Genomic DNA, 26,666 nt, shown 5'->3' on the forward strand with positions numbered 1-26,666 from the left:
TGCAACCGGTTCATGACTGATGAAACGGGCCTCAGTAGGCCACGGGCAACGGGTCGAGCGATCGCCAAATATACCAAGTCGCCACGCTGCACCATGGCTTCCAGGCCTCGGCCACCTCGCGGGCATCGCTGCGGCTGACGGGATCACCCGAAAAATAGTTCTGGCTGATGCCGTTGATCAAGCCCACGTCGTCCAATGGCAGAACATTGGGCCGCATCAGATAAAAGATCAGAAACATCTCGGCCGTCCAGCGGCCGATGCCACGGATGGCCACCAGCTCGGCGATGATGGCCTCGTCGTCCATGGCCGCCCAGTCCTTGACATGCAGCTTGCCGCCCTCGAAGTGCAGGGCCAGGTCCACCAGATAGTCGACCTTGCGGGCCGACAGGCCGGCGGCCCGCATGTCGTCGATCTTGAGCTTGAGCACATGGCCGGGCTTCATGCTGCGCGGCAGTGCGGCAAAACGCTCCCACACGGTTTGCGCCGCCTTCACCGAAATCTGTTGCCCCACGATAGAACGCGCCAGCGTGGTGAACGCATCACCCCGTGTCTGCAGGGCCGCGTCGCCAAACTGGGGGATCAGGCGCTTCATCACCCGGTCCTTCTTCATCAGGTGCTTGCAGGCCTCGGCCCAGTAATCGGGCGTGGCCAACGCCGGGCCAGACGAAGCGAGCACCTCGGTCGCTACATTTTTAGAAGCTACCACTGCTCGCCCCGTATGCCCTGGGGGCATATTTCATATTCAAAAAAATCACTGTGCGGCTTCCCAGGTCGTTCCAGCGGCCGAATCCTTGAGCACGATGCCCTGGGCCAGCAGGGCGTTGCGGATGCGATCAGCCTCCGCAAAATCCTTGCCCGCCTTGGCGGCAGCACGGGCGGCGATCTGCGCCTGGATGGCGGCCTCGTCATAGCCCGCCCCAGCCTGCAGGAAGGCCTGCGGATCGCCTTGCAGCAACCCCAGGCAGCCTGCCAGCGCCTTGAGCAATCCTGCCAGTTCGGGCGAACGGGTCTTGTTGACCTCGCTGGCCAGGTCGAACAATACGGCAATCGCCTCGGGTGTGCCGAAGTCTTCGTCCATGGCCGCCTTGAAACGTGCGGCATGGGGCTCGTTCCAGTCGATGGAAACCTGGGCCGGGGCTACCAGGCTCAGCGCCGTGTACAGCCGCTTGAGGGACTGGCGCGCGTCGTCGAGGTGGGCGTCGCTGTAGTTGAGCGCACTGCGGTAGTGGGCACGCACGATGAAAAAGCGCACCGTTTCGGCGTCGTAGCTCTGGAGCACATCGCGGATGGTGAAGAAGTTGCCCAGCGACTTACTCATCTTCTCGTTGTCCACGCGCACGAAGCCGTTGTGCACCCAGAACCTGGCCAGCGGCTTGCCGGTGGCGCCTTCGCTCTGGGCGATTTCGTTCTCATGGTGCGGGAACTGCAGGTCGGCCCCGCCACCATGGATGTCGAAAGTCTCGCCCAGCGTGGCGCAGCTCATGGCCGAGCATTCGATGTGCCAGCCAGGGCGGCCCGTGCCGAAGGAGCTGTCCCACTTGGCCTCGGGCGGTTCGCCCTCCTTGGCGGATTTCCAGAGCACGAAATCGAGCGGATCTTCCTTGCCATCCGGCACGGCCACGCGCTCGCCCGCACGCAATTCGTCGAGCGACTTGCCCGAGAGCTTGCCGTAGCCCGCAAACTTGCGCACCGCGTAGTTCACGTCGCCATTGGTGGCACGGTAGGCCAGGCCCTTGCCTTCGAGCTGGCCGATCAGCGACAGCATCTGGGGCACATATTCGGTGGCGCGCGGCTCCAGCGCCGGCGGCTCGATGCCCAGAGCGCCGATGTCCTGGTGCATGGCGACGATCATCTCGTCGGTGAGCTGGCGGATGGTGATGCCCCGCTCCAGCGCGCGCCGGATGATCTTGTCGTCGATGTCGGTGATGTTGCGTACGTAGGTGACGCGGTAGCCGCTGCTTTTCAGCCAGCGCTGCACCACATCGAACGCCATCATCATGCGGGCGTGGCCGATATGGCACAGGTCGTAGATGGTCATGCCGCACACATACATGCGCACATGGCCGGGTTCGAGCGGGGAAAAATCCTCCAATGCACGCGACAGCGTGTTGTAGATGCGCAAGCTCATGGGGTTTCTGTAACGGGAACTGGATGGAAGACGGGTGAAGCCGGTTCACCCGGTAGCGAAAGGTACGGGCCCCGCAAGGGGATGCGCCCAGCCCTGGGCGCCCGGCAAAATCACCAGCGGCAACAGCGTACCGCCCTGGCAACCCCCTCAGCTACAATCCGCCGAAGTATAAGCCCCGCCCGGCACCGGACGGTGCCCATCTCCTCCCTCCCTCCATGAAGCAAGTCCGCAGCACCCTTTCCCGACTTTTGCGCCTGCTGGCCCTGACCGCATGGCTGGGCGCTGGCATGGCCCATGCCAGCGACTACGCCGAGATCACCCAGTTGCTCAAGAGCGGCAAGGCCGCCGAAGCCCTGGGCAAGGCAGACCAGCGCCTGACGGCCGCCCCGCGCGATCCGCAGCTGCGCTTTCTGCGCGGCGTGGCGCAGACCGACCTCGGCCAGACCGATGCGGCCATCACCACCTTCACCCAGCTCATTCAGGAATACCCCGAGCTGCCCGAGCCCTACAACAACCTGGCGGTGATCTACGCCAGCCAGAACCAGCTGGACAAGGCCCGCACGGCGCTGGAGATGGCGGTGCGCAACAACCCCTCCTACGCGGCGGCGCACGAGAACCTGGGCGACATCTACGCCCGGCTGGCCTACCAGGCCTATGCCAAGGCGCAGCAGATGGAGGCCAACAACCCCACCGTCAAATTGAAGCAGGCCCAGCTGCGCGAGCTGTTCCAGCCCGCCGCTGCCCGCGCTGCGGCCAAGCCCGCGGCTTCACGCCCCTGACAACCGTTCGCGGGCAGGGGTTTGTAGCCATGCGGCCGGCCCCGCTGGCGGGCCGGTGGTAGCTTCAGCGCCATATTTTCATCGCTGCAGCGACCAGGTCCCAATGCTCTGCGGTTCTGATTCACTCAAGGAGTTCTGCATGATTTCCAAAAGAAAAACGACCATTGCGCTCACTGGCATTGCGTTATCGGCTGTGTTTTCAATAGCAAGCCCGGTGCAGGCACAAGACGCTCCCAAGGTCAAACTGGCCACCTCCATGGGCGACATCGTGCTGCAGCTCGATCCCGCCAAAGCGCCCAAGACGGTCGAGAACTTCCTGGCGTATGTGAACGACAAGCACTACGACGGCACGGTATTCCACCGCGTCATCGACGGCTTCATGATCCAGGGCGGCGGCTTCACGGCCGACATGGTGCAAAAGCCCACCAAGGCTCCCATCCCGCTCGAAGCGGCCAATGGTCTCAAGAACGACACCTATACCATCGCCATGGCCCGCACGGCCAACCCCAACTCGGCCACCGCGCAGTTCTTCATCAACGTGAAGGCCAACGCCATGCTCAACGCCCCCCAGCCTGACGGCCACGGCTATGCCGTGTTCGGCAAGGTGGTCGAAGGCACGGCCGTGGTGGACAAGATCAAGGCCGTGGCCACCGGCAACAAGGGCGGCCACCAGAACGTGCCCATCACCCCCGTCACCATCCACTCCGCCACCGTGGTGAAGTGATTTTTTTGAAGAAAGCACTGCAATGAGCAATCCACAAGTTGAACTCCACGTCACCATCAACGTGGCCGAAACCGCCACCCAAGGCGTGATCACCATCGAACTGGACGCCGCGAAGGCCCCCAAGTCGGCCGAGAACTTCCTGAACTACGTCAACAGCGGCTTCTACAACGGCACCGTGTTCCACCGCGTGATCAAGAACTTCATGGTCCAGGGCGGCGGCATGACGGCCGACATGAAGCAAAAGGAAACCCAGGCCCCGATCGAGAACGAAGCCAAGAACGGCCTGAAGAACGACAAGTACACCGTGGCCATGGCGCGCACGGGCGACCCGCACTCGGCCACGGCACAGTTCTTCATCAATACGGTGGACAACGCCTTCCTGAACCACAGCTCTCCTACCCCCCAGGGCTGGGGCTACGCCGTGTTCGGCAAGGTCGTGAAGGGCCAGGACGTCGTGGACGCCATCAAGGCCGTCCGCACCACGCGCAAGGGCTTCCACGACGACGTGCCTTTTGACGCTGTGGTGATCGACAAGGCGGTTGCGCTTTAAGCCCAGGCCCTGCCCGTGACCCCGACCGTGCCCCGGTTCGAGGAGCTTGCCGCTCCCTCGCACTGGCGCACGGTCGATTTCATTTCCGACCTGCACCTGCAGGCCAGCGAGCCCGCCACGGTGGCCGCCTGGCGGCACTACCTGCAGACCACGCCAGCCGACGCCCTCTTCATCCTGGGCGACCTGTTCGAGGTGTGGGTGGGCGACGATGCCATCCTGGAGCCCGGCAGCTTCGAGGCCCAGGGCTGCGCGGCCCTGCAGGCCGCAGCGCAGCGCCTGCCCGTGTACTTCATGCACGGCAACCGCGACTTTCTGGCGGGGCCGGCGTTTCTTGCGCATTGCGGCATCACCGGCCTGGCTGATCCCACCGTGCTGGTTTTCGACAACCAGCGCTTCGTGCTCAGCCATGGCGACCTGCTGTGCCTGGACGATGTGGATTACCAGCGCTTTCGCGTGCAGGCGCGCAGTGCCCAGTGGCAAGCGCAATTTCTGACCCAGCCCCTGGCCACGCGCCGGGCGCAGGCACGCAGCATCCGCCAGGAGAGCGAGGCGCACAAGCGATCGGGCGCCATCTACGCCGATGTGGACGGCCCCGCCGCCATCGACTGGCTCACAGCCGCCCAGGCGCACACCCTGATCCACGGCCACACCCACAAGCCGGCGAACCACGCCCTGGCACCGGGCCTGCAGCGGGTGGTGCTGAGCGACTGGGACGCCGCCGCACAACCCCCGCGCCTGGAAACACTGCGTTTGTCTAACGCGGGCCTGGAACGCGTGGCTTTGGCCCCCAGGTGCGAGTGATCCTGAATTGCGCGGGACTCGACCTCCTGCCGCCCGATCACCATGCCCCCCTTTCTTGACCGGCTCTGGAGCCGCGTTCGCGCCACCGTGGCGCCCGTGCCTGACATCTCGGCCGCGCTGTGGCTGCAAACCCTGCTGCGCTACCCGTTTCTGGCGGCCCTGCCGCTGCACGACCAGGCCAAGTTGCGCGCGCTCAGCGCCCTCTTTTTGCACCACAAGCAGTTCCATGGCGCCCATGGTCTGGTGGTGACCGATGCCATGGCCATCGACATCGCCGCGCAGGCCTGCCTGCCACTGCTGCACTGGGGCGATGCCGCCGCAGCCCTGGGCTGGTACGACGACTTCGTGGGCATTGTGGTGCACCCGGGCGAAGCCGTGGCGCGCCGCCAGACGATGGACGAAGCCGGCGTAGTGCACGAGCACACCGAGGTGCTGCTGGGCGAGGCCATGGAGCGCGGCCCCATCATGCTCAGCTGGCAGCATGTGGCCGATGCCAGCCACAACACCGCGCGCGGCACCAACGTGGTGGTGCACGAGTTCGTGCACAAGCTCGACATGCGCAGCGGTACCCCCAACGGCTGCCCACCCCTGCCGGCAGGCTTCATGGGCACCCGCACGGGCCGTGCTGCCCACGAGGCCTGGTGGGCAGCATGGGAGCCAGTCTATGCGGATTTTCGCGAGCGCGTGATCATGGCCGAGCGCTTTGGCGCCACCCAACCCTGGCTCGATGCCTATGGCGCCACGGCACCGGCCGAGTTTTTTGCTGTGGCGTGCGAGGCGTATTTTGTGAACCGGGCGCAGTTTGCGCAGGAATTCCCGGTGCTGATGCCAGTGCTCGATGCGTTCTTCCGGCCGGGGCTGTCATTGCCGGAATAGCCCGGCCCGACCTGGTGATTCACAAGAAATAACGATCCATTGCCTTGCCAGCAAGCGCCAATAGCTATCAGTTAGATAGCAACCCGAATACCTCAATAGGGCACGGGCGTGGTCGAGAGTGACTCCAGCCACGCCACCGTGGCGGCCAGCTCGGACGGGCGGATCTCGTGCGTACCCGGAAACTCGCGGTAGGTCACCGACACGGGCAGCGTTGCCATGTGGTGCGCAATGGCCTGGGCATTGGCGAGCGGAATCACGTTGTCGTGCGTGCCGTGGCTCAGCCACAGCTTCTTGCCGTGCAATGCCTCGTGCGAGGCCTGCAGCGGCACCACCTCGGCCAGCAGGCGGCTGTGCCAGACCATGGCGGCATGCAGCAGTTCGGGCCGTGTCAGCAGCAGCGACAAGGCCATGATGCCGCCCTGGCTGAAGCCCCCCACCACCACGCGCTCAGGTGCAATACCCAGCTGGGCCGAGGCCGCCTCGATGGTCTGCGCCACCAGGGCACGGCTGTGGGCCTCCTGCGCCTCGTTGATGCTGCGGGCGCCACTGGGCTCCACCGAGAAATCAAACCAGGCGTGCGAGCCCGGCCCCATGCGGTGGGGTGCGCGCAGGCTCAGCACATGAAAGCGCTCGGGAAGCTGCGAAGCCAGGCTGAAAAGATCCTGCTCGTTGCTGCCCACGCCATGCATCAGCACCAGCAGCCAGGGTTTGGGAATGCCCGCAGCGGCAGGACGCTGCAAAAAAGTGAGCGGTAGATCAAGCATGGTCAATTGCCAGAGGTGATTTTGGTTAAAAAACGGGGTGGATGGGCACGGTCATACCGCGGGCTGCAGCGCAAAGGCATCCATCGCCAGCATGCTGTACATCACCTCGCGGCTGAGGTAGTTTGCGTGCAAATCGTCGCCTGCGGCACCCAGTGCAAAGAACAGCGGCAAGAAATGGTCATCCGTGGGATGGGCGCGCTCGGCGTGCGGCGCCAGGCTGCGGTAGTTGAGCAAGGCCTTGAGATCGCCCCGCTCCAGGGCCGATTCGACCCAGCGGCTGAACTCGATCACATAAGGCGCAGGCTCGCGCGCCCCACCAAAAAATTCGCCCAGGTTGTGCGTCATGCTGCCCGAACCCAGCACCAGCACGCCCTGGCTGCGCAGGCCGCGCAGTGCCGCGCCCATGGCATAGACCTCGGCAGGGCCTGCGCCAACGGGCAGCGCCACCTGCACCACCGGCAGGTCGGCCTCGGGAAACAGGTGCATCAGCGGCACCCAGGCACCGTGGTCAAACGGGCGCTGTGCATCGCCCTGGGCAGGCACACCGGCCGCCTGCAGCAGGGCCAGCACCTCTTGCGCCAGCGCGGGTGCACCGGGCGCGGGGTATTGCAACTGGTACAGCGCGGGCGGAAAGCCGCCAAAGTCGTGCCAGGTGGCGGGCTGCGGGCCCGTCATGACCTGCGGGGTGCGGGCCATCCAGTGCGGCGACATGACGACCACCCCGCGCAAGGCCGGAAACTGCGCACGCAACTCCTGCCCCCAGCGGGTGAGCGCAGGGCCGGTTTCGCCCGCATCCAGCGCAAACAGGGGCGCGCCATGCGAAACATAGAGAGACGGAACGAGGGCGGGGTTGTGAACGTGGCTGGAGACAGGGGCAGAAGTGGACATGGCAGTCTTTCAGTGAATACCCAGAATGTAGTAGCTAATAAGCAGCGATTCAATTCCTCTGCCATCAGACATATCGTTCCAAAAACCTTACCAATAGCACGGCCACACTGTTCAGGCTCTCAGTCCCGCACCTTCCCGCGCAATGCCTTGGTCTCACCACGCTGGGTTTTGGATTCCAGGCGCCGCTGCCTGGAGCCATAGGTGGGCTTGGTGGCGCGGCGCGTGCGGGGTGGTTGCGCCACCGATTGCACCAGCGCGTTCAACCGCGCCAGCGCGTCGGCCCGGTTTTGCTCCTGGCTACGGTATTGCTGGGCCTTGATGACGACCACACCGTCCTGCGTGATGCGGCTATCGCGCAGGGCCAGCAGGCGCTCTTTCACGCCTACCGGCAGCGAGGACGCGCCCACGGCAAAGCGCAGGTGCACTGCGCTCGAAACCTTGTTGACGTTCTGGCCGCCGGCGCCCTGGGCGCGCATGGCCGAGAATTCCACCTCGGCTTCGGCCACCTGCAGCAGGGCGGCGCTCATGGAACACCCTGCGGCATCGCGCAGGCTTTCAGGCCAGCGCCGCCAGCAGCGCCGCATCAAACGCCTCAGGCTGCTCGAACTGCACCCAGTGGCCGGCATTGGGCACCAGGTGCATGCCCCGAAAATCGGGGGCAGCCGCGGCAAAGGCGTCTTCAAGCTGGTGAATCCAGCTTTTGTACAGCGCATCGTACTCGCCATAAATGGCATGCACCGGGCAAGCCACCTGGGGCAGCGAGCGCGCCAGGATGTCGGTGTGCGCCAGGCGGCGGCGGGGCATGCGGTCGCGCAGCACGTTGGCCACATGGGTCTGCAGGGCCAGGCCGTCGATGAGGCGCGTGTCATGCAGCATCAGCGCGGCCAGGTTGTAGCGGTGGATGGCCAGCTGTTCGTCCAGTTCGGTCAGGTGGCGCCAGGCCTTCAGCTCGAACTGCCGGTGGGGCACCACGCCCATGGCCGGCGCCCCCACCAGCACCAGCCGTTCGGCCAGTTCGGGGTGGGCCGCCAGCAGCAGGCCAGCCGTCAAACCGCCAAACGAGAACCCCACCAGATCACAGGGTGCGTTGCCCAGCAAAGCGTGCAGCCCCGCGCGCAACGGCGCCACCAGCGCATCGGCATCGCCACCCGACAGCGGCGCGGCGGATTCACCGAAACCGGGCAGATCGGGTACCCATAGCTGGCGCCCGGCGGCCACCAGGGCATCGATGTTGCGCACCCAATGCGTCCAGCTGCCGCTGCCGCCATGCAGCAGCACCAGCGGGCGCGCATTCGGGCGGGCTTCGCCCCAGACATGCCAGAGAATGTCGCCCTCGCCGCAGGGTGTGGTGTGGCGCTCGGCTTGCGCAGCCAGGCGCTGCACCTCGGAGGGAAGATACAAATCGGTCATGCGAAAAACCTGCTCCCTCACAGCCCGGCCAGGCCGTCAATGGCCAGGCCATAGCCCTTGACGCCAAAGCCGCACATCACCGCCTTGGCGGCAGCGGCAATATAGGAGTGGTGGCGGAAGCTCTCGCGGGCGTGCACGTTGCTGATGTGCAGCTCGATCAGTGCAACGCCCGTGCCCTTGATGGCATCGAGCAGCGCCACGCTGGTGTGGGTGTAGGCGCCAGCATTGAGCACCACGCCCGCCAGTTCGCCCGCGGCGTGCAGGCGGCCCGCCTCGTGGATCCAGTCCACCAGCGCGCCCTCGTGGTTGCTTTGGTGAAAGCGCAGCGCAAACCCGTGGCGGGCGCAGGCGGCGGCGCACAGTTGCTCTACATCGGCCAGCGTCTGGGCGCCATACACGGCAGGTTCGCGCGTGCCCAGCAAGTTCAGGTTGGGGCCATTCAGGACAAAAACGGTTTTCACAGGCATGCACTCCGGGCGGTCCGCCTGCCAAACCGGCAGGCCAGACGCCGGATTATGCGGTGCCCGACCAGGTGGTCACCGTCAGCAGTGACCGCACCGCCGAAGCCGCATCATCGATCCCAGCGGTCGCCCCAATCACCACGGCCGCGGTGCCCATGGCGGTGTCCGCGATCACGGTAGTAAAAGCCCGGTGGCTGTGCATAGTAGGTCGAGGGAGCGTAATACACGGGCCGCGGCGGTGCGTAATAGACCGGAGGCGGTGGCTGGTAATAAATGGGCTGCGGCGCCACATACACCGGCGCGGGGGCCACGTAAACGGGATAGCCGCCATTGCTGACGCCCAACGCCACGCCTGGCGAATTCACGCCCACCGACCAATACACGTCGCGCGCCTGGGCGGTGCCGGCGCCCGCAAGCAGGGCCAGCGCCACACCGGCAGCAGCGGCCATGGCATAGATAGAACGGGTTTTCGTCATGGAAATCTCCTTGGGAAGCAGAGGCCACCAACCCATTGGACAGGCCTCACAGGTACACAACGCACCACACCCCCCAAAGGATGTCATGAAACGCGCCCGATATTGTTTCTGGACGTACACCCCCCATCTGCGCCCGCGCATCGCAGCCACAAGCCGCCCCCTAAAATGGCCGCATGAGCACCCCCACCCCTGCCAACACCACGCCCGCAACCAGCACCGCCGCCACCGAAGCCGCCCGCCCCAGCAACTTTTTGCGCCAGATCATCGAGAGCGACCTCGACAAAGGCATCTACGCCACCCGCCGCTGGGCCGGCAGCCCCGGCGATGCCGCCCACCACGCGGCCGGCCAGCCCGACCCCGCCAAGATCCGCACCCGGTTCCCGCCCGAGCCCAACGGCTACCTGCACGTGGGCCACGCCAAGAGCATCTGCATCAACTTTGGCCTGGCACGCGACTACGGCGGTGTGTGCCATCTGCGCTTTGACGACACCAACCCCGAAAAAGAAGACACCGAATACGTCAACAGCATCATCGACGCCGTGAAATGGCTGGGTTTTGACTGGAGCCAGCCCGGCAACGACAAGCCCTACCAGGCCAGCGACTACTTCGACTTCATGTACCGCGCGGCCGAAACCCTGATCGAAGCTGGCCACGCCTATGTGGACGAACAGACCGCCGAGCAGATGCGCGTGAACCGCGGCGACTTCGGCAAACCCGGCGTGGACAGCCCCTTCCGCAGCCGCACCCCTGCGGAAAATCTGCGCATCTTTCGCGAGATGCGCGACGGCAAGCACGAGGATGGCTCCATGGTGCTGCGCGCCAGGATCGACATGGCCAGCCCCAACATCAACATGCGCGACCCGGCCATCTACCGCATCCGCCGGGCCACGCACCACAACACGGGCGACACCTGGTGCATCTACCCCATGTACACCTACGCGCACCCCATCGAGGACGCGCTGGAGCAGATCACCCACAGCCTGTGCACGCTGGAGTTTGAAGACCAGCGCCCGTTCTACGACTGGCTGCTGGAGCGTTTAACCGAAGGTGGCCTGCTCACCGCCCCGCCCCCCCGCCAGTACGAATTTGCGCGCCTGAACCTCACCTACGTCATCACCAGCAAGCGCAAGCTGGCCCAGCTGGTGTACGACCACAAGGTCAGCGGCTGGGACGACCCCCGCATGCCCACCATCGTCGGCCTGCGCCGCCGTGGCTACACGCCCGCCGCCCTGCAAACCTTTGCCGAACGCATCGGCGTGACCAAATCCGACAGCTGGATCGACTACGGCACCCTCGAAGGCTGCCTGCGCGAAGACCTGGAGCTGAAGGCCCACCGTGGCATGGCCGTGCTCAACCCCGTCAAGCTGGTGCTGACCAACTGGGACGAGGTGATGGGCGCCGGCCACCTGGAGCCTTGCAACCTGCCCGCCCTGCCCCACCCGCCCGAGGGCGTAGAAAGCCCCGTGCGCCACTTCACCATCGGCAAGGAAGTGTGGATTGAGCGCGAAGACTTTGAAGAAGTGCCCCCCAAGGGCTACAAGCGCCTTTATCCGCCCCGGCCAGGGGCGGACGGTCAAATGCTGCCCGGCAACACTGTGCGCCTGAAGGGCGGCTACGTCATCGAATGCACCGGCTGCACGAAGGATGCCGCAGGCAACATCACCGAAGTGCTGGCCACCGTGGTGGAGGGCACCAAGAGCGGCACCCCCGGCGCCGACAGCGTGAAGGTCAAAGCCGCCATCACCTGGGTGGGCGTGGCCGACGGCGTGAACGCCGAAGTGCGCATGTATGACCGCCTGTTCCTCGACGCCCAGCCCGACGCGGGCGGCAAGGACTTCATCGAAAGCCTGAACCCGAACAGCCTGAAGGTAGTGACCGCCATCGTGGAGCCGTCACTGGCCAATGCGAAACCGGATGACAAGTTCCAGTTTGAGCGGCATGGGTACTTCGTGGCGGACCGGGTGGACCACGCGGCGGGGAAGCCGGTGTTTAACCTGGCGGTAGGGCTGAAGGACTCTTGGGGGAAATGATTAACCCCTGAATGGAGAAAAGGCCAGCAAACCTCTAGGTTTGCTGGCCTTTTCTTTTGGGCTGTTGACGGCTTGCGACCCAGAGCAGTCGGTCAGTGCATAGCCACAAAGCCGTCGTCTGACGATGTACGGCGCCATGGCGTGGCCCAGCCCCGTGCGCAAAGCTATAGTGTTCGGAACGAATTTGCTCACGGACCTAATCCAGCAACCGTGTGGCGCGCAACACAGGAAGGGCGGCGGGTTTCATGGCTGAATTTAGTAATGCTTTTTCATACAGCACACGTGCCACAAAGCTAGGGAAATCCTGCAAAACCTGGCAGTCAGTCGGATAGAAGCGGCCCAGTCATGGCATCCTCCCAAGCCATGAAGCAAAGCAGCCTTGATCTGAATCTGAGCACCAAGAAGACGCGCAAGCAAGACCTGCTGGCCCAGATGGATCGGGTGGTTCCCTGGGTTGCACTGGTAGAGCTCATTGCGCCGTATTACCCAGAAGGCAAGAACGGCCGCCCACCCTTTGCACTGGAGACCATGCTGCGCATCCACTGCATGCAGCAGTGGTTCACCCTGTCGGATCTGGCGATGGAAGAAGCCTTCTTTGACACCCCGATCTACCGGGAGTTTGCAGGGCTGGATGCGCATGGACGAATGCCCGATGAGAGCACCATCTTGCGCTTTCGCCACCGGCTTGAGAAACATAAGCTGGCCGAGCAGATTCTGGCCACCGTCAACGACCTGTTGGCAGCCCAGGGCTTGCTGCTCAAGGCAGGCACTGCGGTGGACGCCACCTTGATCGCAGCGCCCAGCTCCACCAAGAATAAGGACAAAAAGCGCGATCCAGAGATGCATTCGAGCCAAAAGGGCAACGAATGGCACTTTGGCATGAAGGCACATATTGGCGTGGATGCGGACTCGGGATTGGTGCACACCGTCATAGGCACCTCGGGCAACGTGGCAGACGTCGTTGAGGGCAACAGCTTGCTGCACGGGCAGGAGACAGACGGGTTTGGTGACGCAGGCTATCAGGGCGTGGACAAACGCCCTGATGCCAAAGAAGGCGTGAGGTGGCACATCGCGATGCGCCCAGGCAAGCGCAAAGCACTGGACAAAGAGAACCCTGTTGACGCGCTGATAGACCAAGTGGAGAAGATCAAGGCGAGCATCCGTGCCAAGGTGGAGCATCCCTTCAGGGTGATCAAGCGGCAGTTTGGATACACGAAGGTGCGCTACCGGGGGCTGAAGAAGAACACGCTGCAACTCAAGACGCTGTTTGCGCTGTCCAATCTGTGGATGGTGCGCCACCAATTGCTGGGGGCGCAGGGATGAGTGCGCCAGCGAAAGGGCAAAGGGCCGCCAAAGCGGTGCAAGAGAGCCGAAACAGGGCAGGAAAACAAGGCCCAAGTGCTGCCCAAACGGTCTCCATCGCGCTGCCTGAACGCGGCTGCCTTCTAGCACTCACAAATTCGAGTTGTTCAGGACATCCCTAGGCTACAAGCCCCTTGCAGCGTTTTCTGCGTGCCAGTTTAGACCGCAAGCGCCAGATATGGCCTGCGGCTTGGTGCGGTCTACATTACCTTATCCCCCCCCAAGAAAGGACTTTTTGAGATGGAAGATGAATTCGATTTAACTATTGAGTCTGACGACACTGAAGACGTAGCGTTGCCCGCAGAGAGCAAAAAGATTTTTACGTCCAGTGGCGACCTGGAAATTGATTCGCTGCACAACAAAAAAACAAGGGGCAGGCTAGTTCTTCAGCCTGACTTCCAGCGTCAGTATGTTTGGGACGCCGTAAAGGCAAGCAAGCTCATCGAATCAGCAATCCTTTCCATTCCACTGCCGATCATCTACCTATCTGAAGAAAAAGATGGCAAGGAGTACGTCATTGATGGGCAGCAAAGGCTCACATCCTTCTTCTCATTTATCGAGGGGGTTTTTCCTGATGGAAAAGTATTTAAACTTGGCGGGCTAAATGTCTGCACCGACTTGAACGGAAGGAAATTCAGCGAACTTTCCGAGGAAATTCAGGACAAAATTCGTTATTACAAAATTCGCGCCATCACCTTCCAGAAAGATTCTAGCGAGGATCTTAAGTTCGAGATATTTGAGAGACTAAATACAGGCTCCGTCCAACTTAATGACCAAGAGTTGCGCAACTGTTTGTATAGAGGGAAACTCAACACAGCCCTCCGAGAGATGTCACTTGATCCGGATTTCATGTATCTATGCGGCCTAAAGACACAAGACAAGCGGATGAGAGACGTCGAGCTTGTTTTGAGATTCTGCGCGTTTTACCACAAAACCTATCTCAATTATAAGGCCCCAATAAGAGCATTCCTCAACAGCGAGTCACAAGAAAAGAAAGACATATCAGACAAGGATCTAATAGAATTGAAGGCAGCATTCAAAAATGCCTGCCAAATTATAAGATCAATATTCGATAAAAACGCTTTCAAGCGATACTACAAGGGCAAGCCAGAGGACCCCAATGGATATTGGGAACCAAAGAAATTCAATGTGTCACTATACGACATACTGATGTACTCTTTTGCAAAAGAGGACAAAAACAAGGTTTTCCAAAACCTTGATTCCATCAAGGAAGCCCTAATTCATCTAATGACAGAGGATCAATCATTTATTGATTCGATAGAACTGTCTACAAGTTCCGTACAAGCAGTCACTGTGCGATTCGACAAGTGGCGATCTACGCTGCAAGGAATTCTTGGCGTCGGCCAAAAGGAACCCAGATGCTTCTCTTACAAACTTAAGGAGGAACTAATAGAAAAGGATGCGACATGCGCGATATGCGGCCAGAGAATTAGCAGTGTGGACGATGCGGCGTTAGACCACATCAAGCAATACTGGATGGGAGGAAGGACAATCCCGGAAAACGCAAGGCTTACTCATCGCTATTGCAATTGGTCGCGACCAAGGAACGAGGCGGTATAACTGGGCGTTCAACGTGGACGCCAACAGCCGCCATGCCTTCGGCATTTTATTGGCCGCTGTTGGTGCCCTGCGCCCTTCGGGCTCCGGCGCCAGTTAACTAGTTCGTTGAGCGCCTGCTTCTATTTACCGCCAGCGGCAGCTCTTGGCCGTAGACAGACTTCGATCGGTTCCCAATAAGCCCCCCCTATGGCCTACAGCGCGTCGTCGTTCATGACAGTGCTCGGGGCCAGCATGGCGCTGGGCGGCGGGCACCGGGCTTTTGAGATACAAACATTGCTATGCCTCTGACCCAGCCCATGACGCCTACCTTCACACCAACCTTCGCCCACGTGCCGCCCGGCCCGCTGGCGGGCCCCTTGCGGTTGTTGCCCGTCAACGCTGGTGTGGTGGCGGTGCACACGGCCGATGGCGCGCATGTGGGCTCGCTCAAACAAGTGGGCGGGGTCTGGAAGTTCAAGGCCATGGGCTACGACGCTGCCGGTGGCATGGAGCCCGGCCACGGCCCGCTGACGGAGCAGCACAACATGCAGTTCGCCACGCCCGATGCAGCCGAGGTGAGCGCCCGGCTGCTGGCAACGCTGGGGAGCGCGCAGTAAGAGCGGCTCCAGGCCCCCGGCTGGGCGCCAGGGGCACACCAGCACAACAGATCGTCTGCGCCGCAGCCCGGTTCATCGGGTGTCATGGTGGACCATCGTGAGCCACCGCGCTAAGCCGGATGGGGCGACGTTTTGAGTGCGCCGGGCACTTCGCGCTGATCGGCTCTTGCGCTGCGCTATATTTTTAGTAGCTGTTTGCGCTGATTCCACTTGCAGTGATGCCATTTTTTACCTAAAACCACACCATGCCCCGCCGCCCGCACCACCACGTCTACGTGGTCGAACTCCCCAAAGACGTGCTGACCGGCCCCCGCTTTCGCAAGAACAACCCCGGCTACATCGACGGCAAGCCCTGCGTGTATGTGGGCATGACGGGCCTGAACCCGGATGTGCGGTTTGACAAGCACAAGGCGGGCATCCAGGCCAACCGGTTTGTCACGCAATACGGCCTGCGGCTGCTGCCCGATCTGTATGAGGGATTCAACCCCATGGGCTATGAAGAGGCGGTGGACCGGGAGATCGAGATTGGTATCGACCTGCGCTCGGCGGGGTTTGGGGTGTGGCAGGCGTAAGAGGCTAGCGCCCATTGCACGGGCAACGGAAAGTACAATAAAACTCCTGTTTTCATAGCTGCTAGCGCTTATCCATAAAGCGCCAGAAGCCATTTTGATCAGAATATTCTTCAATACCTCCATGAACTTCGCAGACCGCCTGAAACAACTCCCCTCCGCCAGCCACTTCGCCGCCCTGCAGCTGCAGGATGCCAATGGCCAGGTGCTGGCCACCATCGAGAACAAGCCCGGCCAGACCGGCTCTCTGGTGGTGTATGCCGCGCTGGCGGCGCTGTATGGCGGCAGCATTTCGCCTGCGGCGGCCGGCCTGGGGCTGGAGTGGTATGCCGAACATGTGGCGGATGCGCGGGCGTTTCCGGGCAAGCACCCCAACATCGACCGGCTGCTGGCCTGGGCCGAGGGCGGCGAGAGCTACCGCGCCCAGCCCATCGCTGCGTAATGGTTCAACGACGGGGGCCTGTTTCGTTGCACGGCGTCGAACCCGTCATCAGCCGTTCGTCGTAAAAAAGGGGGGCGAGTGGGTGCCGTCCGTGCCCATGGATTGCGGCTTTGGCGCGCACAGCGTGGGCTATACCCGCTGTCGCATAGCGCGGGCGTGGCGGGGTTGGCAGGCCGGACCATGCATTCACACCCTATCGGACGGGCTTCAAACGCTCTCTTTTTAATAGCTTATGGCGCTTGTTCCTGCTGAACAAAATGCCCATTTGTCACCAAATTGGGTTACCCTCGCCGCCTTATTCCCCAAGGAACCCGCCATGAAAAAACTCAATGTCACCATCCAGCTTGAAATGTCCGTGCCGGACGACTGGGAACTGGTGGGCACCTCCGAAGGCACGCCGGTACTCAAGCTGCCCAATGGCGTTTTCATGGACGTGGCCATCGAGCCGCTGTTTGCCAGCAACCCCGAGGAAACCTGGAGCAGCACCGATGACGACGATGTGCTCAACGACATCCTGGACATGGTGGAGAGCGAGGCGGTGACTTACGAGTTTGTGACGCACTGAGCCCCTGCCACCCGGGGGGCTGCGCAAGGCGGACTGCCGCACAGGCAAGGTGCGCCGCACCAGTGCCGTTTTTTGTTTCCCCGACTGTACGGAGATGCCATGCTGATTTGCAAGCGTGCCAAACGGCTCGACCTGCATACCGACTATGAGCAAAAACAAACCGCGTATGCCACGCTTGTTGGAGAAACTGAAACCAGCTGCCGCAGCCGATAAGACTGCGTTGACCAAGGGATGGGAACACGCCCTGGAAAGCGGGCCGCAGGCGATGGCGGCATTCCATGCCGCACGCCAAGAACGCATTGAACGCAACCGAAAGTAGAGACAAGGGAGCGAAGCCATGTTCAAACCAGCCATTCTTCTCACGGCCGTGATGCTGTCTGCCACCCCGGCCTGGGCCATCAACAAGTGCACAGGGCATGATGGCAAGGTGGTGTTTCAGGATGCGCCTTGTGCCGATGGCAAGGGCGAGAGGCTCAACATTCGATCAACGTCCGCACCTGCGGCCAGTGCCGGTGCCACCGGGGATGCACAAGCCCGCCTTGAAAAAATGAAACGCGACAACGAGATGGCGGAGGCCATTCGTACGCGCAAGCCACTGGTGGGAATGACATTGGCTCAGCTCCAGGAGGCGATGGGGCCGGCAACCAAAGTCAACGCAAATAACTACAACGGCACCCAGTCTGAGCAGGTGATCTATGAGCGCCCGCAGGAAACCTGGCTGGTGTACACGCGCAATGGTGTGGTTGATTCGATCCAACACAGGCCAGGAGCTCCAATTGGTTCAACGCCATCTCGTGCCACTGGCCCTTGCCCAACACAGCACGAGATCAACAACGCGATCACATCCGCATCCAGCATGACGGTGTCCGATGCTGAGCGTGCCGAGCGTTGGAAAACGATTCGGGCGATGCAAGCCTGCGGGAAGTGAAACTTCGTTTTAACATTGAGAGGACCTTAAGGCAATGCTGATCATGTGGCACTACCGGCCTGGTATCGGCGTGTAGCTGCAGACTTCATCTCGTAATTCAAACAATGGCGTGCTCCATTTAGCGCACCCCGCGCGCGCACGGTACAGGGCCGTGCATGACAATTGAAACCCTCCCCCTGAACAGCTCGAGCACCGCACGGTGCGGCAGCTGCGCACGCTTTTCAACGGCGCGTGCATCGCTGGCACACTTGGGGTTTGGTGCGTGCGCGGTGCGCCCCGTGTGGTCGCAGGTCAGCAGCAATGCCTTCTGCCTTTTCAACATCAACAAATGAACAGGAGTTGCAGCATGACCACGCCCACACCTACGCGTTCGACCCGCATCAAAACTCCGCGCCTTTGCGGCTGACTCCGCATCACGCTGACCTTGCTGGTGGCGGTGTGGGTGCGTGCCATGGGCGCAGTCCACCGTGGACGGCTACTTGGAAGACGGCAACCGCCGCTTGCTGGATCACTACGGCGACATCCTCGCCAGCCTGAACCACCAGGCCAACACCACCAGTGCGCGCGTTGGCTTCGGCCAGCCCTAGGCGGCGTTCCACGAGTGGGGCACCAAGCACATTCCACGGCGCAGGTTGCTGTTTGCCGATCCTGATGCAGGCGCACTGAGCCCCGACGATGAAGCGGCGGTGCTGGACATCCTTGGCGTATGGTTGAACGACCTGGGGAACTAGCTGCAGCAAAATGCAAAAAGCGCCCAAAACGGCGCTTTTTCTACTTTGGCGCTGGTTTTCATGTTGGGAGAGAGATTTTCAAGGCCCCATCCCACTCAATCCCGCGATAGCCCCGAAAATCCCGATTTATCGCGCCGCCCACTCTCTCGTTATCTGAACTCCCCTCAACGAATATCTGCCACCACCGTGTCCACCCCTGCCTTTCACCCCACCGTCCCCCACCTGCTCACCCGCCGCGCTGCCCTGCTGGGCGCGGGCGGCCTGCTTGCGCTGCCCGCCCTGGGCCGCGATGCCAGGCCGCAGCCCGTGCCCCCCAGCATGTGGCCACAGGCGCTGCAGGTGCCCGGTGGCGTGGCGCGCCTGTCGCTGGGCCCGGCGGCCACGCGGCCGGTGGCGCAGGTGCGCCAGGGCGATGCCGATGTGCCGGTGCTGGTGGTGGGCGATGCCATCGAGTGGACGGGTGTGGTGGGCATACCGCTGGCGGCAGCGCCGGGCGATGCGTACATCAGCGTCGTGCAGGCCGATGGCGGCAGTGCGCGGGAGGTGCGGCAGGTGCGGCAGGTGCCCTACACCGTGGCACCCAAGCAGTACCAGGAGCAGCACCTCAAGGTGCCACCGCGCACGGTGGACCTGTCGCCCCAGGACCAGGCCCGCTACGAACGCGAACGCGACCACCAGGCGCAGGTGATGGCAACCTGGAGCATGCCAGCGGACGGCAATCTGCCCTCGCTGCGCATGCGGGTGCCGGTCCCGGGGCGGCGCTCCAGCTCGTTCGGGCTGCGGCGCGTGTTCAACGGCCAGCCGCGCAATCCGCACAGCGGCATGGACATTGCCGCCGCCACGGGCACGCCCATCGTGGCGCCACTGCCGGGCCGGGTGATTGACGTGGGCGACTATTTCTTCAACGGCGGCACCGTATGGCTGGACCACGGCCAGGGCTTGCTGACCATGTACTGCCACCTGAGCAGCATGGACGTGCACCTGGGCGATGTGCTGCAGGCGGGCGAGGCGTTTTGCAAGGTGGGCGCCACCGGCCGAGTAACCGGCCCGCACCTGCACTGGGGCGTGATGCTCAACCGCACCATGGTGGACCCGTCACTGTTCATTCCCGCGTGATTTCAGCATTCACGGCGGTGGGTGGCGCGCAGTGCCATGAACAACAGCAGCCCGCCACGCCGCGCAGCGCCTCGGCGGGCTACTTCAAGTAGTTCATGAAGCCGGTGATGATCACCGCGTTGAAGAAGTCGATGAACAGCGAGCCCACCAGCGGGATCACAAAAAACGCCTTCACCGACGGGCCATTGACTGCGGTGAACGCCTGCATGTTGGCCATGGCATTGGGTGTGGCGCCCATGCCAAAGCCGCAGTGGCCAGCGGCGATGACGGCAGCGTCGTAGTCGCCCCCCACCATGCGGAAGGTGACGAAGTAGGCATACGCAAACATCAGCACGGTCTGCGCCAGCAGGATCACCAGCAGCGGCCCGGCCACCTCGGCCAGCTCCCACAGTTTCATCGACATGAGCGCCATGGCCAGAAAGAACGCCAGCGAGACATTGCCCACCACCTCGAACTGGCGCAGCGGCAGCTCGGTCTGGCGCCAGTCAATGATGTTGCGTACCACAGCCGCCACCAGCATGGGCCCCAGGTACGAGGGCAGCGTGATGCCCATGCCCTTGAGCCAGTTGACCAGCAACGTACCCGCCCCGATGCACACGGTGATCAGGATGCTGGCGTACATCACCGTGTCGCCGGTGGATGCAGAGGCGGACGTTGGCAGCATGGACACCGCAGGTGCTGCGCCCGCGGCGGATCCGGCGGGGCGCAGACCATTGCGGCGCATGAGCAGGGTGCCCAGCGGGCCACCAATCACGCAGCCAGATACCAGGCCATAGGTGGCCGCCGCAATGGCGGCGGGCAGCGCGCCAGCGGCACCGGCCTGCTCCAGAAGCGGGCCAAACGCGGCGGACGTGCCATGCCCGCCCGTGAGCGAGATGGACCCCGCCGCCACACCAATCAGCGGATGCACGCCTAGCACTGCAGCCAGCCCGGCGCCCAGCAGGTTCTGCAGCACCACCAGCCCTACCGCTGCTGCAAGAAACAGCGCCACACCCACGCCGCCTTTTTTGAGCAACTCAAAACTGGCTGAAAAGCCGATGGTGGTGAAAAACACCAGCAGCAAAAACGCGCGCATGTTGTCGTAAAACTCGAAAGCGAACAGGCCCGTCTGGTGCCCGATCAACGCAATGACCGAGAACACCAGCCCGCCGATGATGGGGCCGGGGATGAAGTAACGCGAGAGCACGTCCACGCGCTTTTTGACGAACTCGCCGACCACCAGCAACACGGCGGCGATGCCGATGGTCTGGGCGATATCGAGCTGAATGGTGACCATGGCGGTGCGTCCTGGATTCCTTGATGGGGGGTCAGGCAACACTTGCCCAGATGATTTTGCTACTGATTAAATAGCAAATGGCGCAAACAACAGTAGCGCAACGTGGCGATTTTACCCGTCAAGAATCAGCCCTCCCATCCGACCAGACGCTGACGAATCCACCCGCCTGCGGCTTGCGGGCCTGGTGGCGCCAGCACCAGCGCAGCGCGCTATGCTCGACCACCCGCCACTGCACCACCGCGCCACAGAACCCCGTTCATGACTGCCCGCCTGATCCGTTTCAACAAACCCTATGGCGTGCTGAGCCAGTTCACGGCCGAGGGCAAATGGCAGGGGCTCAAGGACTACATCGCCCTGCCCGGCGTGTACGTGGCCGGGCGGCTGGATGCCGACAGCGAGGGCTTGCTGCTGCTCACCGACGACGGCAAGCTACAGGCCCGCATTGCCGACCCGCGCTTCAAGATGGAGAAAACCTACTGGGTGCAGGTGGAGGGCGTGCCGGATGAAGCCGCGCTGGCCGCACTGCGCAGCGGGGTGCGGCTCAACGATGGCCCCACCCTGCCCGCCAAGGCGCGCCTGCTGGAGCCACCGCCGGCTGTGTGGGCGCGCAACCCGCCCATCCGCGAGCGCACGGCCATTCCCACCGCGTGGATCGAGCTCGTCATCCGCGAGGGGCGCAACCGCCAGGTGCGCCGCATGACGGCCGCCGTAGGCCACCCCACGCTGCGGCTGATTCGTGCGGCCATCGGACCCTACACGCTGCAGGGGCTGGCGCCGGGAACCTGGGCGGATTGACGTGATACACCCCCTGCGCGGCTTTGCCGCTTCCCCCGCTCTCGCACTGCGGCGCAATGCGGGCAGGGGGACGCGGCCCTCGCACGCAAGCGAAGCGCCGCAGCAGCGGCTTGGCGGCCCTTGCTTGGCTGCCCTGGCCTGGGCCATGCCCGTTTCATGGGTCGCGGGTGGTGCAGCGCACCATCAAAACAATATGGCCTTGCCGCGCTATTCCATCGCGGGCTCGCCCAGGACCAGGTAGCGCTTGATGAGGTCGAAAAAGCTGTCGTAGAAGGTGTCCGAGGCAATGGTTTCACTGCCCACCTTGACCAAGGCTTCGTCGCTGGACAGCAGCGGCAGCGACACCGAGCCCACGCCCCCCACGCCCAGGCTGGCAGAGTTGTTGCTCTTCTTGAGGGTGTACTGCTCCTGCACGGCGGTCACAAACCCCAGGCTGACCTTGCCCTGGGCGCTTTCTGGAACGCACACCACACGGATCATCATCTGCAGGTGGGCGTCGGCCTCGGGCTGAAAGTTCTTCTTGCCTTCCACCATCTCGGCCACATGGGTGTTGATGATGTAGCCCTGGCTCAGCAGGGCGCGCCGGGCGGCCTCGCAGGTCTGCGCGGGCGAGGCGTCGAACAGGCGCGAATAGGTGGCCACCGAATCAAAGCTTTCCTGCGGCGAGAACACCTTGGACGGTGCGGCGCACCCGGCCAGCAGGGCCGACAGGACCACAAGGCACAGAGCAATCATCTGGCTCCAGCGCGCCAAGGGCACATGGGCGGCAGTGTGAAAAAGGGTGCGTTGGGGCATCCAGGGCAGACTCAAAACCGGGCACTCCTCGGGATGAAAATTGTCTCGGGCATCGCGGAACCATGAATCATGCCACCCCGCTGCGCAAAGCCTGTTCAGACAGCAAAGCGGGGCTCTGGTTCCCCGCAACGGGGCCCGGGCCAATGGCATCGCACAATGGCGATTTTGCCCGGGCGGGCTGGTGCAGCGTCGCAAGATGCCGCCACCAGCGCCCGCCGGGCCTCAGACAGAGGGGGTTCCATGAAGATTGCGGTAATGGGCGCGGGCGCCGTGGGCTGCTACTACGGTGGCATGCTGGCGCGCGCAGGCCATGAGGTCACCTTGATTGCCCGCGCGCACCACGCCGAGGCCGTGAACGCCCAGGGCCTGCTGCTCGAAACGCAGGCCTTTGCGCAGCGGGTGCGCGTGGCGGCCGGCACCGATGCCAGCGCCGTGCGCGGCGCGCAGTGGGTGCTGGTGTGCGTCAAGTCCACCGACACCGAAAGCGCGGGCCGCGCGCTGGCCCCGCACCTGGCCGAGGGCGCGGTGGTGCTCAGCCTGCAAAACGGCGTGGACAACGCCGAGCGCCTGCAGGCCGTGATCGGGCGCCCCGTCATCCCGGCCGTGGTGTACGTGGCCACCGAAATGGCCGGCCCCGGCCATGTGCGCCACCATGGGCGCGGCGAGCTGGTCATTGCCCCCTCGCCCACCAGCGCGGACATCGCCACCACCCTGGGGGCAGCGGGTGTGCCGGTGCAGATTTCCGACGACGTGGCCGGCGCACTGTGGGCCAAGCTGGTGCTCAACTGCGCCTACAACGCCTTGTCGGCCATCACCCGGCTGCCCTATGGCGAGATCATGAACAGCCCCGGCCTGGCCGTGCCCCAGGCGATGCAGGACATCGTGGACGAATGCCGCCAGGTGGCGCAGGCCAGCGGCATCGCACTGCCTGCAGACACCCTGGATGCCGTACTGCGTCTCGCAGCCACCATGCCCGCGCAGATGTCCTCCACCGCGCAGGACCTGGCGCGCGGCAAGCGCAGCGAGATCGACCACCTCAACGGCTTCATCGTGCACCGGGGCGAGGCGCTGGGCATTGCCACGCCCGTCAACCGGCTGCTGCACACGCTGGTGCGGCTGCTGGAAAAAAACCTGCCCGCCGCGCAAGGCGGTGCCGCATGAGGGCCGTCGCACGCCACCTCGCACACGCACCGCACTGGCTGCACCGGGGGCTGGTGGTGGGGTTCTGGGCTCTGGCGCTGTGCGTTGCGGTACTGTCGCTGATGCCCGTTGCCTACCTGCCGCCACCGGTCTTCAGCGTGTGGGACAAGGCCCAGCACGCCCTGGCATTTACCGCGCTGGCCGCACTGGGCCTGCTGGCCTATCCGCGCCGGCCCTGGCGCCTGGCCGTGGGCTTGCTGGCTTTTGGCGGCGCCATCGAACTGGCGCAGGCCGCCACCGGCTGGCGCTATGGCGAATGGGGCGACTGGCTGGCCGACGCCGTGGGCCTGGCGGCGGGAAGCGCGCTGGCATGGCGCTCCCGGCACCGGAGGGCCCCGCCTGCGGCATCACCACGGGGCAGTACGACGGGTTTATAGTCGCCTGCTCGCTGCGCGCACTGCCTGCGCCGGCCGCCACGCGCCCATCGCCATGGGCCTGATTTGCTCCATCCCCAGTACCCGTGCCCGTTTCTGTCCTGCTCTGCCTGGTCGTCGCCATCAGCGACGGCGATACCCTCACCGCCCGCTGCGGCACACCCGGCGCCTACCAGCAGGTGAAAGTGCGCATCGCGGCCATCGACGCCCCCGAGCGCAAGCAGGCCTTTGGCCAGAAGTCACGGCAGCACCTGGCGCAGATCTGCTTTCGGCAGCGCGCCACGCTGCACGCCCTGTCACACGATGCCTATGGCCGCACCGTGGCCAACGTGCGCTGCGGCACCACCGATGTGGCAGCGGCGCAGGTCAGCGCAGGCCTGGCGTGGGTGTACACGCCCTATGCCGACCAGCACCCGCACCTGGCGCCATTGCAGCAGCAGGCCCGCGCCAGCCGCAAGGGCCTGTGGGCACAGCCGCGCCCGCTGGCGCCGTGGGCCTATCGCCACCGGCACCAGCGCTGAGTGCAGGCGGGTTTCAGGCGGCAGGCCGGGCATTGAAAACGCCGCTGAGCAGTTCGGTGAGCCGCTCGGCCCCCATCTTGAAGCCGCAGGCCTGCGCATGGCCGCCGCCGCCCATGCTTTCGGCCAGCGCAATGCAGTCGAAATTGCGCTGCGCACGCAACCCCACCTTCACGCCCTTGGCGCCCGCGCTCCACATCAGCGCAAAGGTACCCGTCTTGGCCGACAGCATGTCGCCCACCAGGCTGTGGAACATGCCGGGCGCGTTGACCATCAGGCCCTCGATGCCGTTGAACACCAGGGACTGCGCGCCCTCGGCCAGGTCAGCGGCGAGCTTGCGGTATTTTTCATCCATGGCCGCGCCCCGCGCCATGAAGGCCGCGACCTGGTCGGGGGTGAAGGCAGCAATCTCGCGCCAGCGCGCAAAGCTCTGGGGCTCCATGTCGAGGGCCGACAGAAAGGCCGCGCTTTCGGGGAACTCCCATTTCCAGATGTCGCGGTCCTCGATGTATTTCAGCAGCTCCGGCACGGGCTGGCCGGGGTGGAAGAACTCCCACGCCAGGCGCGCGCCCGACTTGTGCATGTCAAAGTGCACCACGCCGCAGCGGCAGGCAAAGCCGGTGAGTTTTTCGGCGGCGCTTTTGTGGTGGTCCAGCATCACCAGCTTGGCGGCACGCTCTTCGATGGCCTGCAGGATGTCGGCCGCGAACGAAAAATCGAGGATGTACACGGCGCGGCCGGCCACGGCGGGCAGGTCGTCCACCGTCTTCACGTCGCCATGGTCCAGCCCCAGGTATTCAGCGCTGTCGCCGTAGTACAGCCATGCGGCCAGTGCGGCGCCAAAGCCATCGGGGCAATTGCGGCCGTGGTACAGGACCAGGGGAGCGGGGTCGTTCTTGTCGGGGGCAACCAGCAGTTGCAGAGGGAGAATGGTTTTCATGGTGCCTGCGATTGTCGCGTGCGTGCATGGCGAAAGCGCCATGACCCGAATGCACGCCACGCAGGCAGCACAATGCCCAGCCACAGCCTTGCCACCATGACAATCCCCATGACGCCCCTCTTGCACATTCTCTGGCGCGACGCGCACCTGGTGGCCGTCTACAAGCCCGCGGGCTGGCTGGTGCACCGCACGGGGCTGGACGCGGGCGAGACACGCTTTGTGATGCAGACCCTGCGCGACCAGCTGGGCCAGCATGTGTACCCCGTGCACCGGCTCGACAAGGGCACCTGCGGCGTGCTGGTGATGGCGCTGCACAGCGATGCGGCCCGCGCGCTGTCGCAGGCCTTCGAGCACGGTGCCACCACCAAGCGCTACCTGGCCCTGGTGCGCGGCTGGGCACCTGACGCCATCGAGGTGGACCATGCGCTCAAGCCCGACGACGCCCCTTCGGATGCCGCCGTGCAGGACGCACACACCCGTTTTCGCCGCCTGGCGCAGCTCACGCTGCCCGAGGCCAGCGACGCACGCTTTGCCAGCACCCGCGCCTCGCTGGTGGAGGCGGTGCCCACCACCGGCAGGCGCCACCAGATCCGCCGCCACCTCAAGCACCTGGCGCACCCGATCATCGGCGATGCCACCCACGGCAAGGGCCCGCTCAACCGCTGGTGGGCCGAGCGGCTGGGCCAACAAAGGCTGTGGCTGCATGCCTGGCAGCTCACGGTGCCCCACCCGGTGACGGGCGTGGCCCTGGCGTTGGACAGCGGCCTGCAATGGCCCGCAGGAAACCAGCCCGGCGCAGCCTGGGATGCCACCCCTGCGGAGCCAGCGCACTGCGATGACTCTCCCACCACCGACTGGCAACGCCTGCTGGCACGCCTGCCGTGGGAGCCGTCAAGCGGCGCACGCTAGCCTGGCTGCGCAGGCCGGCCTGGAGCGCCCTCAATCTATCGCTACATCTTTAAGAGCACGTAGCGCTTTATCATCCAGCGTT

The 26,666-nt window shown here is 63.8% G+C and carries 33 protein-coding genes; 21 read left to right on the forward strand and 12 right to left on the reverse strand.

Annotated elements, in window-relative coordinates:
• Positions 1-31: 31 nt before the first annotated feature.
• Together AC1RDS_RS00530 and cysS are read right to left on the reverse strand one after the other, a co-directional pair.
• Positions 32-733, reverse strand: a complete 702-nt coding sequence (locus AC1RDS_RS00530) for a DNA-3-methyladenine glycosylase family protein (RefSeq protein ID WP_369794845.1) — start codon at positions 731-733, stop codon at positions 32-34.
• 18 nt (positions 734-751) lie between these two features.
• On the reverse strand, positions 752-2,128 hold the full coding sequence (gene cysS, locus AC1RDS_RS00535; protein ID WP_092697701.1) for a cysteine--tRNA ligase: 1,377 nt from the start codon (positions 2,126-2,128) through the stop codon (positions 752-754).
• Between the two features lie 215 nt (positions 2,129-2,343).
• Between cysS and AC1RDS_RS00540 the strand changes: the two genes are divergently transcribed.
• The 5 genes from AC1RDS_RS00540 (at position 2,344) to AC1RDS_RS00560 (ending at position 5,858) form a co-directional block, all read left to right on the forward strand.
• Positions 2,344-2,907 carry a tetratricopeptide repeat protein gene (locus AC1RDS_RS00540; protein ID WP_092697700.1) on the forward strand — a complete coding sequence of 188 codons (564 nt, stop codon included), beginning with the start codon at positions 2,344-2,346 and terminating at the stop codon, positions 2,905-2,907.
• A gap of 139 nt (positions 2,908-3,046) precedes the next feature.
• On the forward strand, positions 3,047-3,631 hold the full coding sequence (locus AC1RDS_RS00545; protein ID WP_092697699.1) for a peptidylprolyl isomerase: 585 nt from the start codon (positions 3,047-3,049) through the stop codon (positions 3,629-3,631).
• 22 nt (positions 3,632-3,653) lie between these two features.
• A complete protein-coding gene (locus AC1RDS_RS00550) occupies positions 3,654-4,181 on the forward strand; it encodes a peptidylprolyl isomerase (protein WP_092697698.1) in 528 nt (175 codons plus the stop codon).
• 15 nt (positions 4,182-4,196) lie between these two features.
• On the forward strand, positions 4,197-4,982 hold the full coding sequence (locus AC1RDS_RS00555) for a UDP-2,3-diacylglucosamine diphosphatase (RefSeq protein ID WP_092697697.1): 786 nt from the start codon (positions 4,197-4,199) through the stop codon (positions 4,980-4,982).
• 42 nt (positions 4,983-5,024) lie between these two features.
• The gene (locus AC1RDS_RS00560) at positions 5,025-5,858 is read left to right on the forward strand and encodes a M90 family metallopeptidase (RefSeq protein WP_092697696.1); all 834 of its coding nucleotides are present in this window, start codon (positions 5,025-5,027) and stop codon (positions 5,856-5,858) included.
• A gap of 92 nt (positions 5,859-5,950) precedes the next feature.
• Here the strand turns inward: AC1RDS_RS00560 and AC1RDS_RS00565 are convergent, their stop codons facing one another.
• The 6 genes from AC1RDS_RS00565 to AC1RDS_RS00590 form a co-directional block, all read right to left on the reverse strand.
• Positions 5,951-6,622 (reverse strand): alpha/beta hydrolase, encoded by a 672-nt coding sequence (locus tag AC1RDS_RS00565; protein ID WP_092697781.1) that lies wholly within the window; start codon positions 6,620-6,622, stop codon positions 5,951-5,953.
• A gap of 51 nt (positions 6,623-6,673) precedes the next feature.
• Positions 6,674-7,510 (reverse strand): DODA-type extradiol aromatic ring-opening family dioxygenase, encoded by an 837-nt coding sequence (locus tag AC1RDS_RS00570; protein ID WP_092697695.1) that lies wholly within the window; start codon positions 7,508-7,510, stop codon positions 6,674-6,676.
• A gap of 119 nt (positions 7,511-7,629) precedes the next feature.
• Positions 7,630-8,037, reverse strand: a complete 408-nt coding sequence (arfB, locus tag AC1RDS_RS00575; RefSeq protein ID WP_092697780.1) for an alternative ribosome rescue aminoacyl-tRNA hydrolase ArfB — start codon at positions 8,035-8,037, stop codon at positions 7,630-7,632.
• Between the two features lie 28 nt (positions 8,038-8,065).
• Positions 8,066-8,920 (reverse strand): alpha/beta fold hydrolase, encoded by an 855-nt coding sequence (locus tag AC1RDS_RS00580; RefSeq protein ID WP_092697694.1) that lies wholly within the window; start codon positions 8,918-8,920, stop codon positions 8,066-8,068.
• A 17-nt stretch (positions 8,921-8,937) separates the two neighbouring features.
• Positions 8,938-9,387, reverse strand: coding sequence for a type II 3-dehydroquinate dehydratase (gene aroQ, locus AC1RDS_RS00585; protein ID WP_092697693.1), 450 nt, complete (start codon positions 9,385-9,387; stop codon positions 8,938-8,940).
• 104 nt (positions 9,388-9,491) lie between these two features.
• Complete coding sequence (locus AC1RDS_RS00590; protein ID WP_092697692.1) at positions 9,492-9,857, reverse strand: hypothetical protein; 366 nt, start codon at positions 9,855-9,857, stop codon at positions 9,492-9,494.
• 173 nt (positions 9,858-10,030) lie between these two features.
• Between AC1RDS_RS00590 and AC1RDS_RS00595 the strand changes: the two genes are divergently transcribed.
• The 9 genes from AC1RDS_RS00595 to AC1RDS_RS00635 all read left to right on the forward strand — a co-directional run bounded on the left by AC1RDS_RS00595 (position 10,031) and on the right by AC1RDS_RS00635 (position 17,930).
• Positions 10,031-11,887 carry a glutamine--tRNA ligase/YqeY domain fusion protein gene (locus AC1RDS_RS00595; RefSeq protein ID WP_092697691.1) on the forward strand — a complete coding sequence of 619 codons (1,857 nt, stop codon included), beginning with the start codon at positions 10,031-10,033 and terminating at the stop codon, positions 11,885-11,887.
• 363 nt (positions 11,888-12,250) lie between these two features.
• Positions 12,251-13,210 (forward strand): IS5 family transposase, encoded by a 960-nt coding sequence (locus AC1RDS_RS00600; protein ID WP_092701786.1) that lies wholly within the window; start codon positions 12,251-12,253, stop codon positions 13,208-13,210.
• 279 nt (positions 13,211-13,489) lie between these two features.
• Entirely contained in the window at positions 13,490-14,830 is a 1,341-nt protein-coding gene (locus tag AC1RDS_RS00605) for a GmrSD restriction endonuclease domain-containing protein (protein ID WP_092700475.1), read from the forward strand.
• 278 nt (positions 14,831-15,108) lie between these two features.
• A complete protein-coding gene (locus AC1RDS_RS00610; protein ID WP_244273735.1) occupies positions 15,109-15,426 on the forward strand; it encodes a hypothetical protein in 318 nt (105 codons plus the stop codon).
• A 245-nt stretch (positions 15,427-15,671) separates the two neighbouring features.
• Entirely contained in the window at positions 15,672-15,998 is a 327-nt protein-coding gene (locus tag AC1RDS_RS00615) for a hypothetical protein (protein WP_092700472.1), read from the forward strand.
• A 121-nt stretch (positions 15,999-16,119) separates the two neighbouring features.
• Positions 16,120-16,437, forward strand: a complete 318-nt coding sequence (locus AC1RDS_RS00620) for a DUF2322 family protein (RefSeq protein ID WP_092700469.1) — start codon at positions 16,120-16,122, stop codon at positions 16,435-16,437.
• Positions 16,438-16,753: 316 nt separating this feature from the next.
• Positions 16,754-17,002, forward strand: coding sequence for a hypothetical protein (locus AC1RDS_RS00625; RefSeq protein ID WP_087746685.1), 249 nt, complete (start codon positions 16,754-16,756; stop codon positions 17,000-17,002).
• Between the two features lie 145 nt (positions 17,003-17,147).
• Positions 17,148-17,321, forward strand: a complete 174-nt coding sequence (locus AC1RDS_RS00630) for a hypothetical protein (RefSeq protein ID WP_159433798.1) — start codon at positions 17,148-17,150, stop codon at positions 17,319-17,321.
• Positions 17,322-17,339: 18 nt separating this feature from the next.
• Complete coding sequence (locus AC1RDS_RS00635) at positions 17,340-17,930, forward strand: DUF4124 domain-containing protein (protein WP_139285395.1); 591 nt, start codon at positions 17,340-17,342, stop codon at positions 17,928-17,930.
• A gap of 321 nt (positions 17,931-18,251) precedes the next feature.
• Here the strand turns inward: AC1RDS_RS00635 and AC1RDS_RS00640 are convergent, their stop codons facing one another.
• A complete protein-coding gene (locus tag AC1RDS_RS00640) occupies positions 18,252-18,383 on the reverse strand; it encodes a hypothetical protein (protein ID WP_280140387.1) in 132 nt (43 codons plus the stop codon).
• Between AC1RDS_RS00640 and AC1RDS_RS00645 the strand changes: the two genes are divergently transcribed.
• Positions 18,377-18,517, forward strand: a complete 141-nt coding sequence (locus AC1RDS_RS00645) for a phage virion morphogenesis protein (RefSeq protein WP_348704880.1) — start codon at positions 18,377-18,379, stop codon at positions 18,515-18,517. The two genes, AC1RDS_RS00640 and AC1RDS_RS00645, sit on opposite strands and share 7 nt — an antisense overlap.
• Positions 18,518-18,847: 330 nt before the next feature.
• Positions 18,848-19,777, forward strand: coding sequence for a M23 family metallopeptidase (locus AC1RDS_RS00650; protein ID WP_244273734.1), 930 nt, complete (start codon positions 18,848-18,850; stop codon positions 19,775-19,777).
• A 79-nt stretch (positions 19,778-19,856) separates the two neighbouring features.
• Here the strand turns inward: AC1RDS_RS00650 and gltS are convergent, their stop codons facing one another.
• Positions 19,857-21,053, reverse strand: a complete 1,197-nt coding sequence (gene gltS / locus AC1RDS_RS00655) for a sodium/glutamate symporter (protein ID WP_092700463.1) — start codon at positions 21,051-21,053, stop codon at positions 19,857-19,859.
• Positions 21,054-21,311: 258 nt separating this feature from the next.
• Here gltS and AC1RDS_RS00660 point away from each other — a divergent pair, with 258 nt between their 5' ends.
• Positions 21,312-21,848 (forward strand): pseudouridine synthase, encoded by a 537-nt coding sequence (locus AC1RDS_RS00660; RefSeq protein ID WP_092700460.1) that lies wholly within the window; start codon positions 21,312-21,314, stop codon positions 21,846-21,848.
• A 207-nt stretch (positions 21,849-22,055) separates the two neighbouring features.
• Here AC1RDS_RS00660 and AC1RDS_RS00665 read toward each other — a convergent pair whose 3' ends face one another.
• Positions 22,056-22,583 carry a DUF2242 domain-containing protein gene (locus tag AC1RDS_RS00665; RefSeq protein ID WP_092700494.1) on the reverse strand — a complete coding sequence of 176 codons (528 nt, stop codon included), beginning with the start codon at positions 22,581-22,583 and terminating at the stop codon, positions 22,056-22,058.
• A gap of 216 nt (positions 22,584-22,799) precedes the next feature.
• Here AC1RDS_RS00665 and AC1RDS_RS00670 point away from each other — a divergent pair, with 216 nt between their 5' ends.
• The 3 genes from AC1RDS_RS00670 (at position 22,800) to AC1RDS_RS00680 (ending at position 24,738) form a co-directional block, all read left to right on the forward strand.
• Positions 22,800-23,804: a ketopantoate reductase family protein gene (locus tag AC1RDS_RS00670; RefSeq protein ID WP_431603928.1), complete on the forward strand. Its 1,005-nt coding sequence runs from the start codon at positions 22,800-22,802 to the stop codon at positions 23,802-23,804.
• Entirely contained in the window at positions 23,801-24,220 is a 420-nt protein-coding gene (locus AC1RDS_RS00675) for a VanZ family protein (protein WP_208859750.1), read from the forward strand. Before AC1RDS_RS00670 ends, AC1RDS_RS00675 begins: the two co-directional genes overlap by 4 nt.
• A gap of 83 nt (positions 24,221-24,303) precedes the next feature.
• On the forward strand, positions 24,304-24,738 hold the full coding sequence (locus AC1RDS_RS00680; RefSeq protein ID WP_244273733.1) for a thermonuclease family protein: 435 nt from the start codon (positions 24,304-24,306) through the stop codon (positions 24,736-24,738).
• A gap of 13 nt (positions 24,739-24,751) precedes the next feature.
• Here the strand turns inward: AC1RDS_RS00680 and AC1RDS_RS00685 are convergent, their stop codons facing one another.
• Positions 24,752-25,675 carry a DHH family phosphoesterase gene (locus AC1RDS_RS00685; RefSeq protein WP_092700453.1) on the reverse strand — a complete coding sequence of 308 codons (924 nt, stop codon included), beginning with the start codon at positions 25,673-25,675 and terminating at the stop codon, positions 24,752-24,754.
• A 108-nt stretch (positions 25,676-25,783) separates the two neighbouring features.
• On the opposite strand from AC1RDS_RS00685, the gene AC1RDS_RS00690 reads away from it, so the two are divergent.
• The gene (locus AC1RDS_RS00690) at positions 25,784-26,584 is read left to right on the forward strand and encodes a pseudouridine synthase (protein ID WP_425285672.1); all 801 of its coding nucleotides are present in this window, start codon (positions 25,784-25,786) and stop codon (positions 26,582-26,584) included.
• Positions 26,585-26,666 lie beyond the last annotated feature (82 nt).

This window comes from Acidovorax sp. GW823-FHT02H02 (assembly GCF_058797075.1).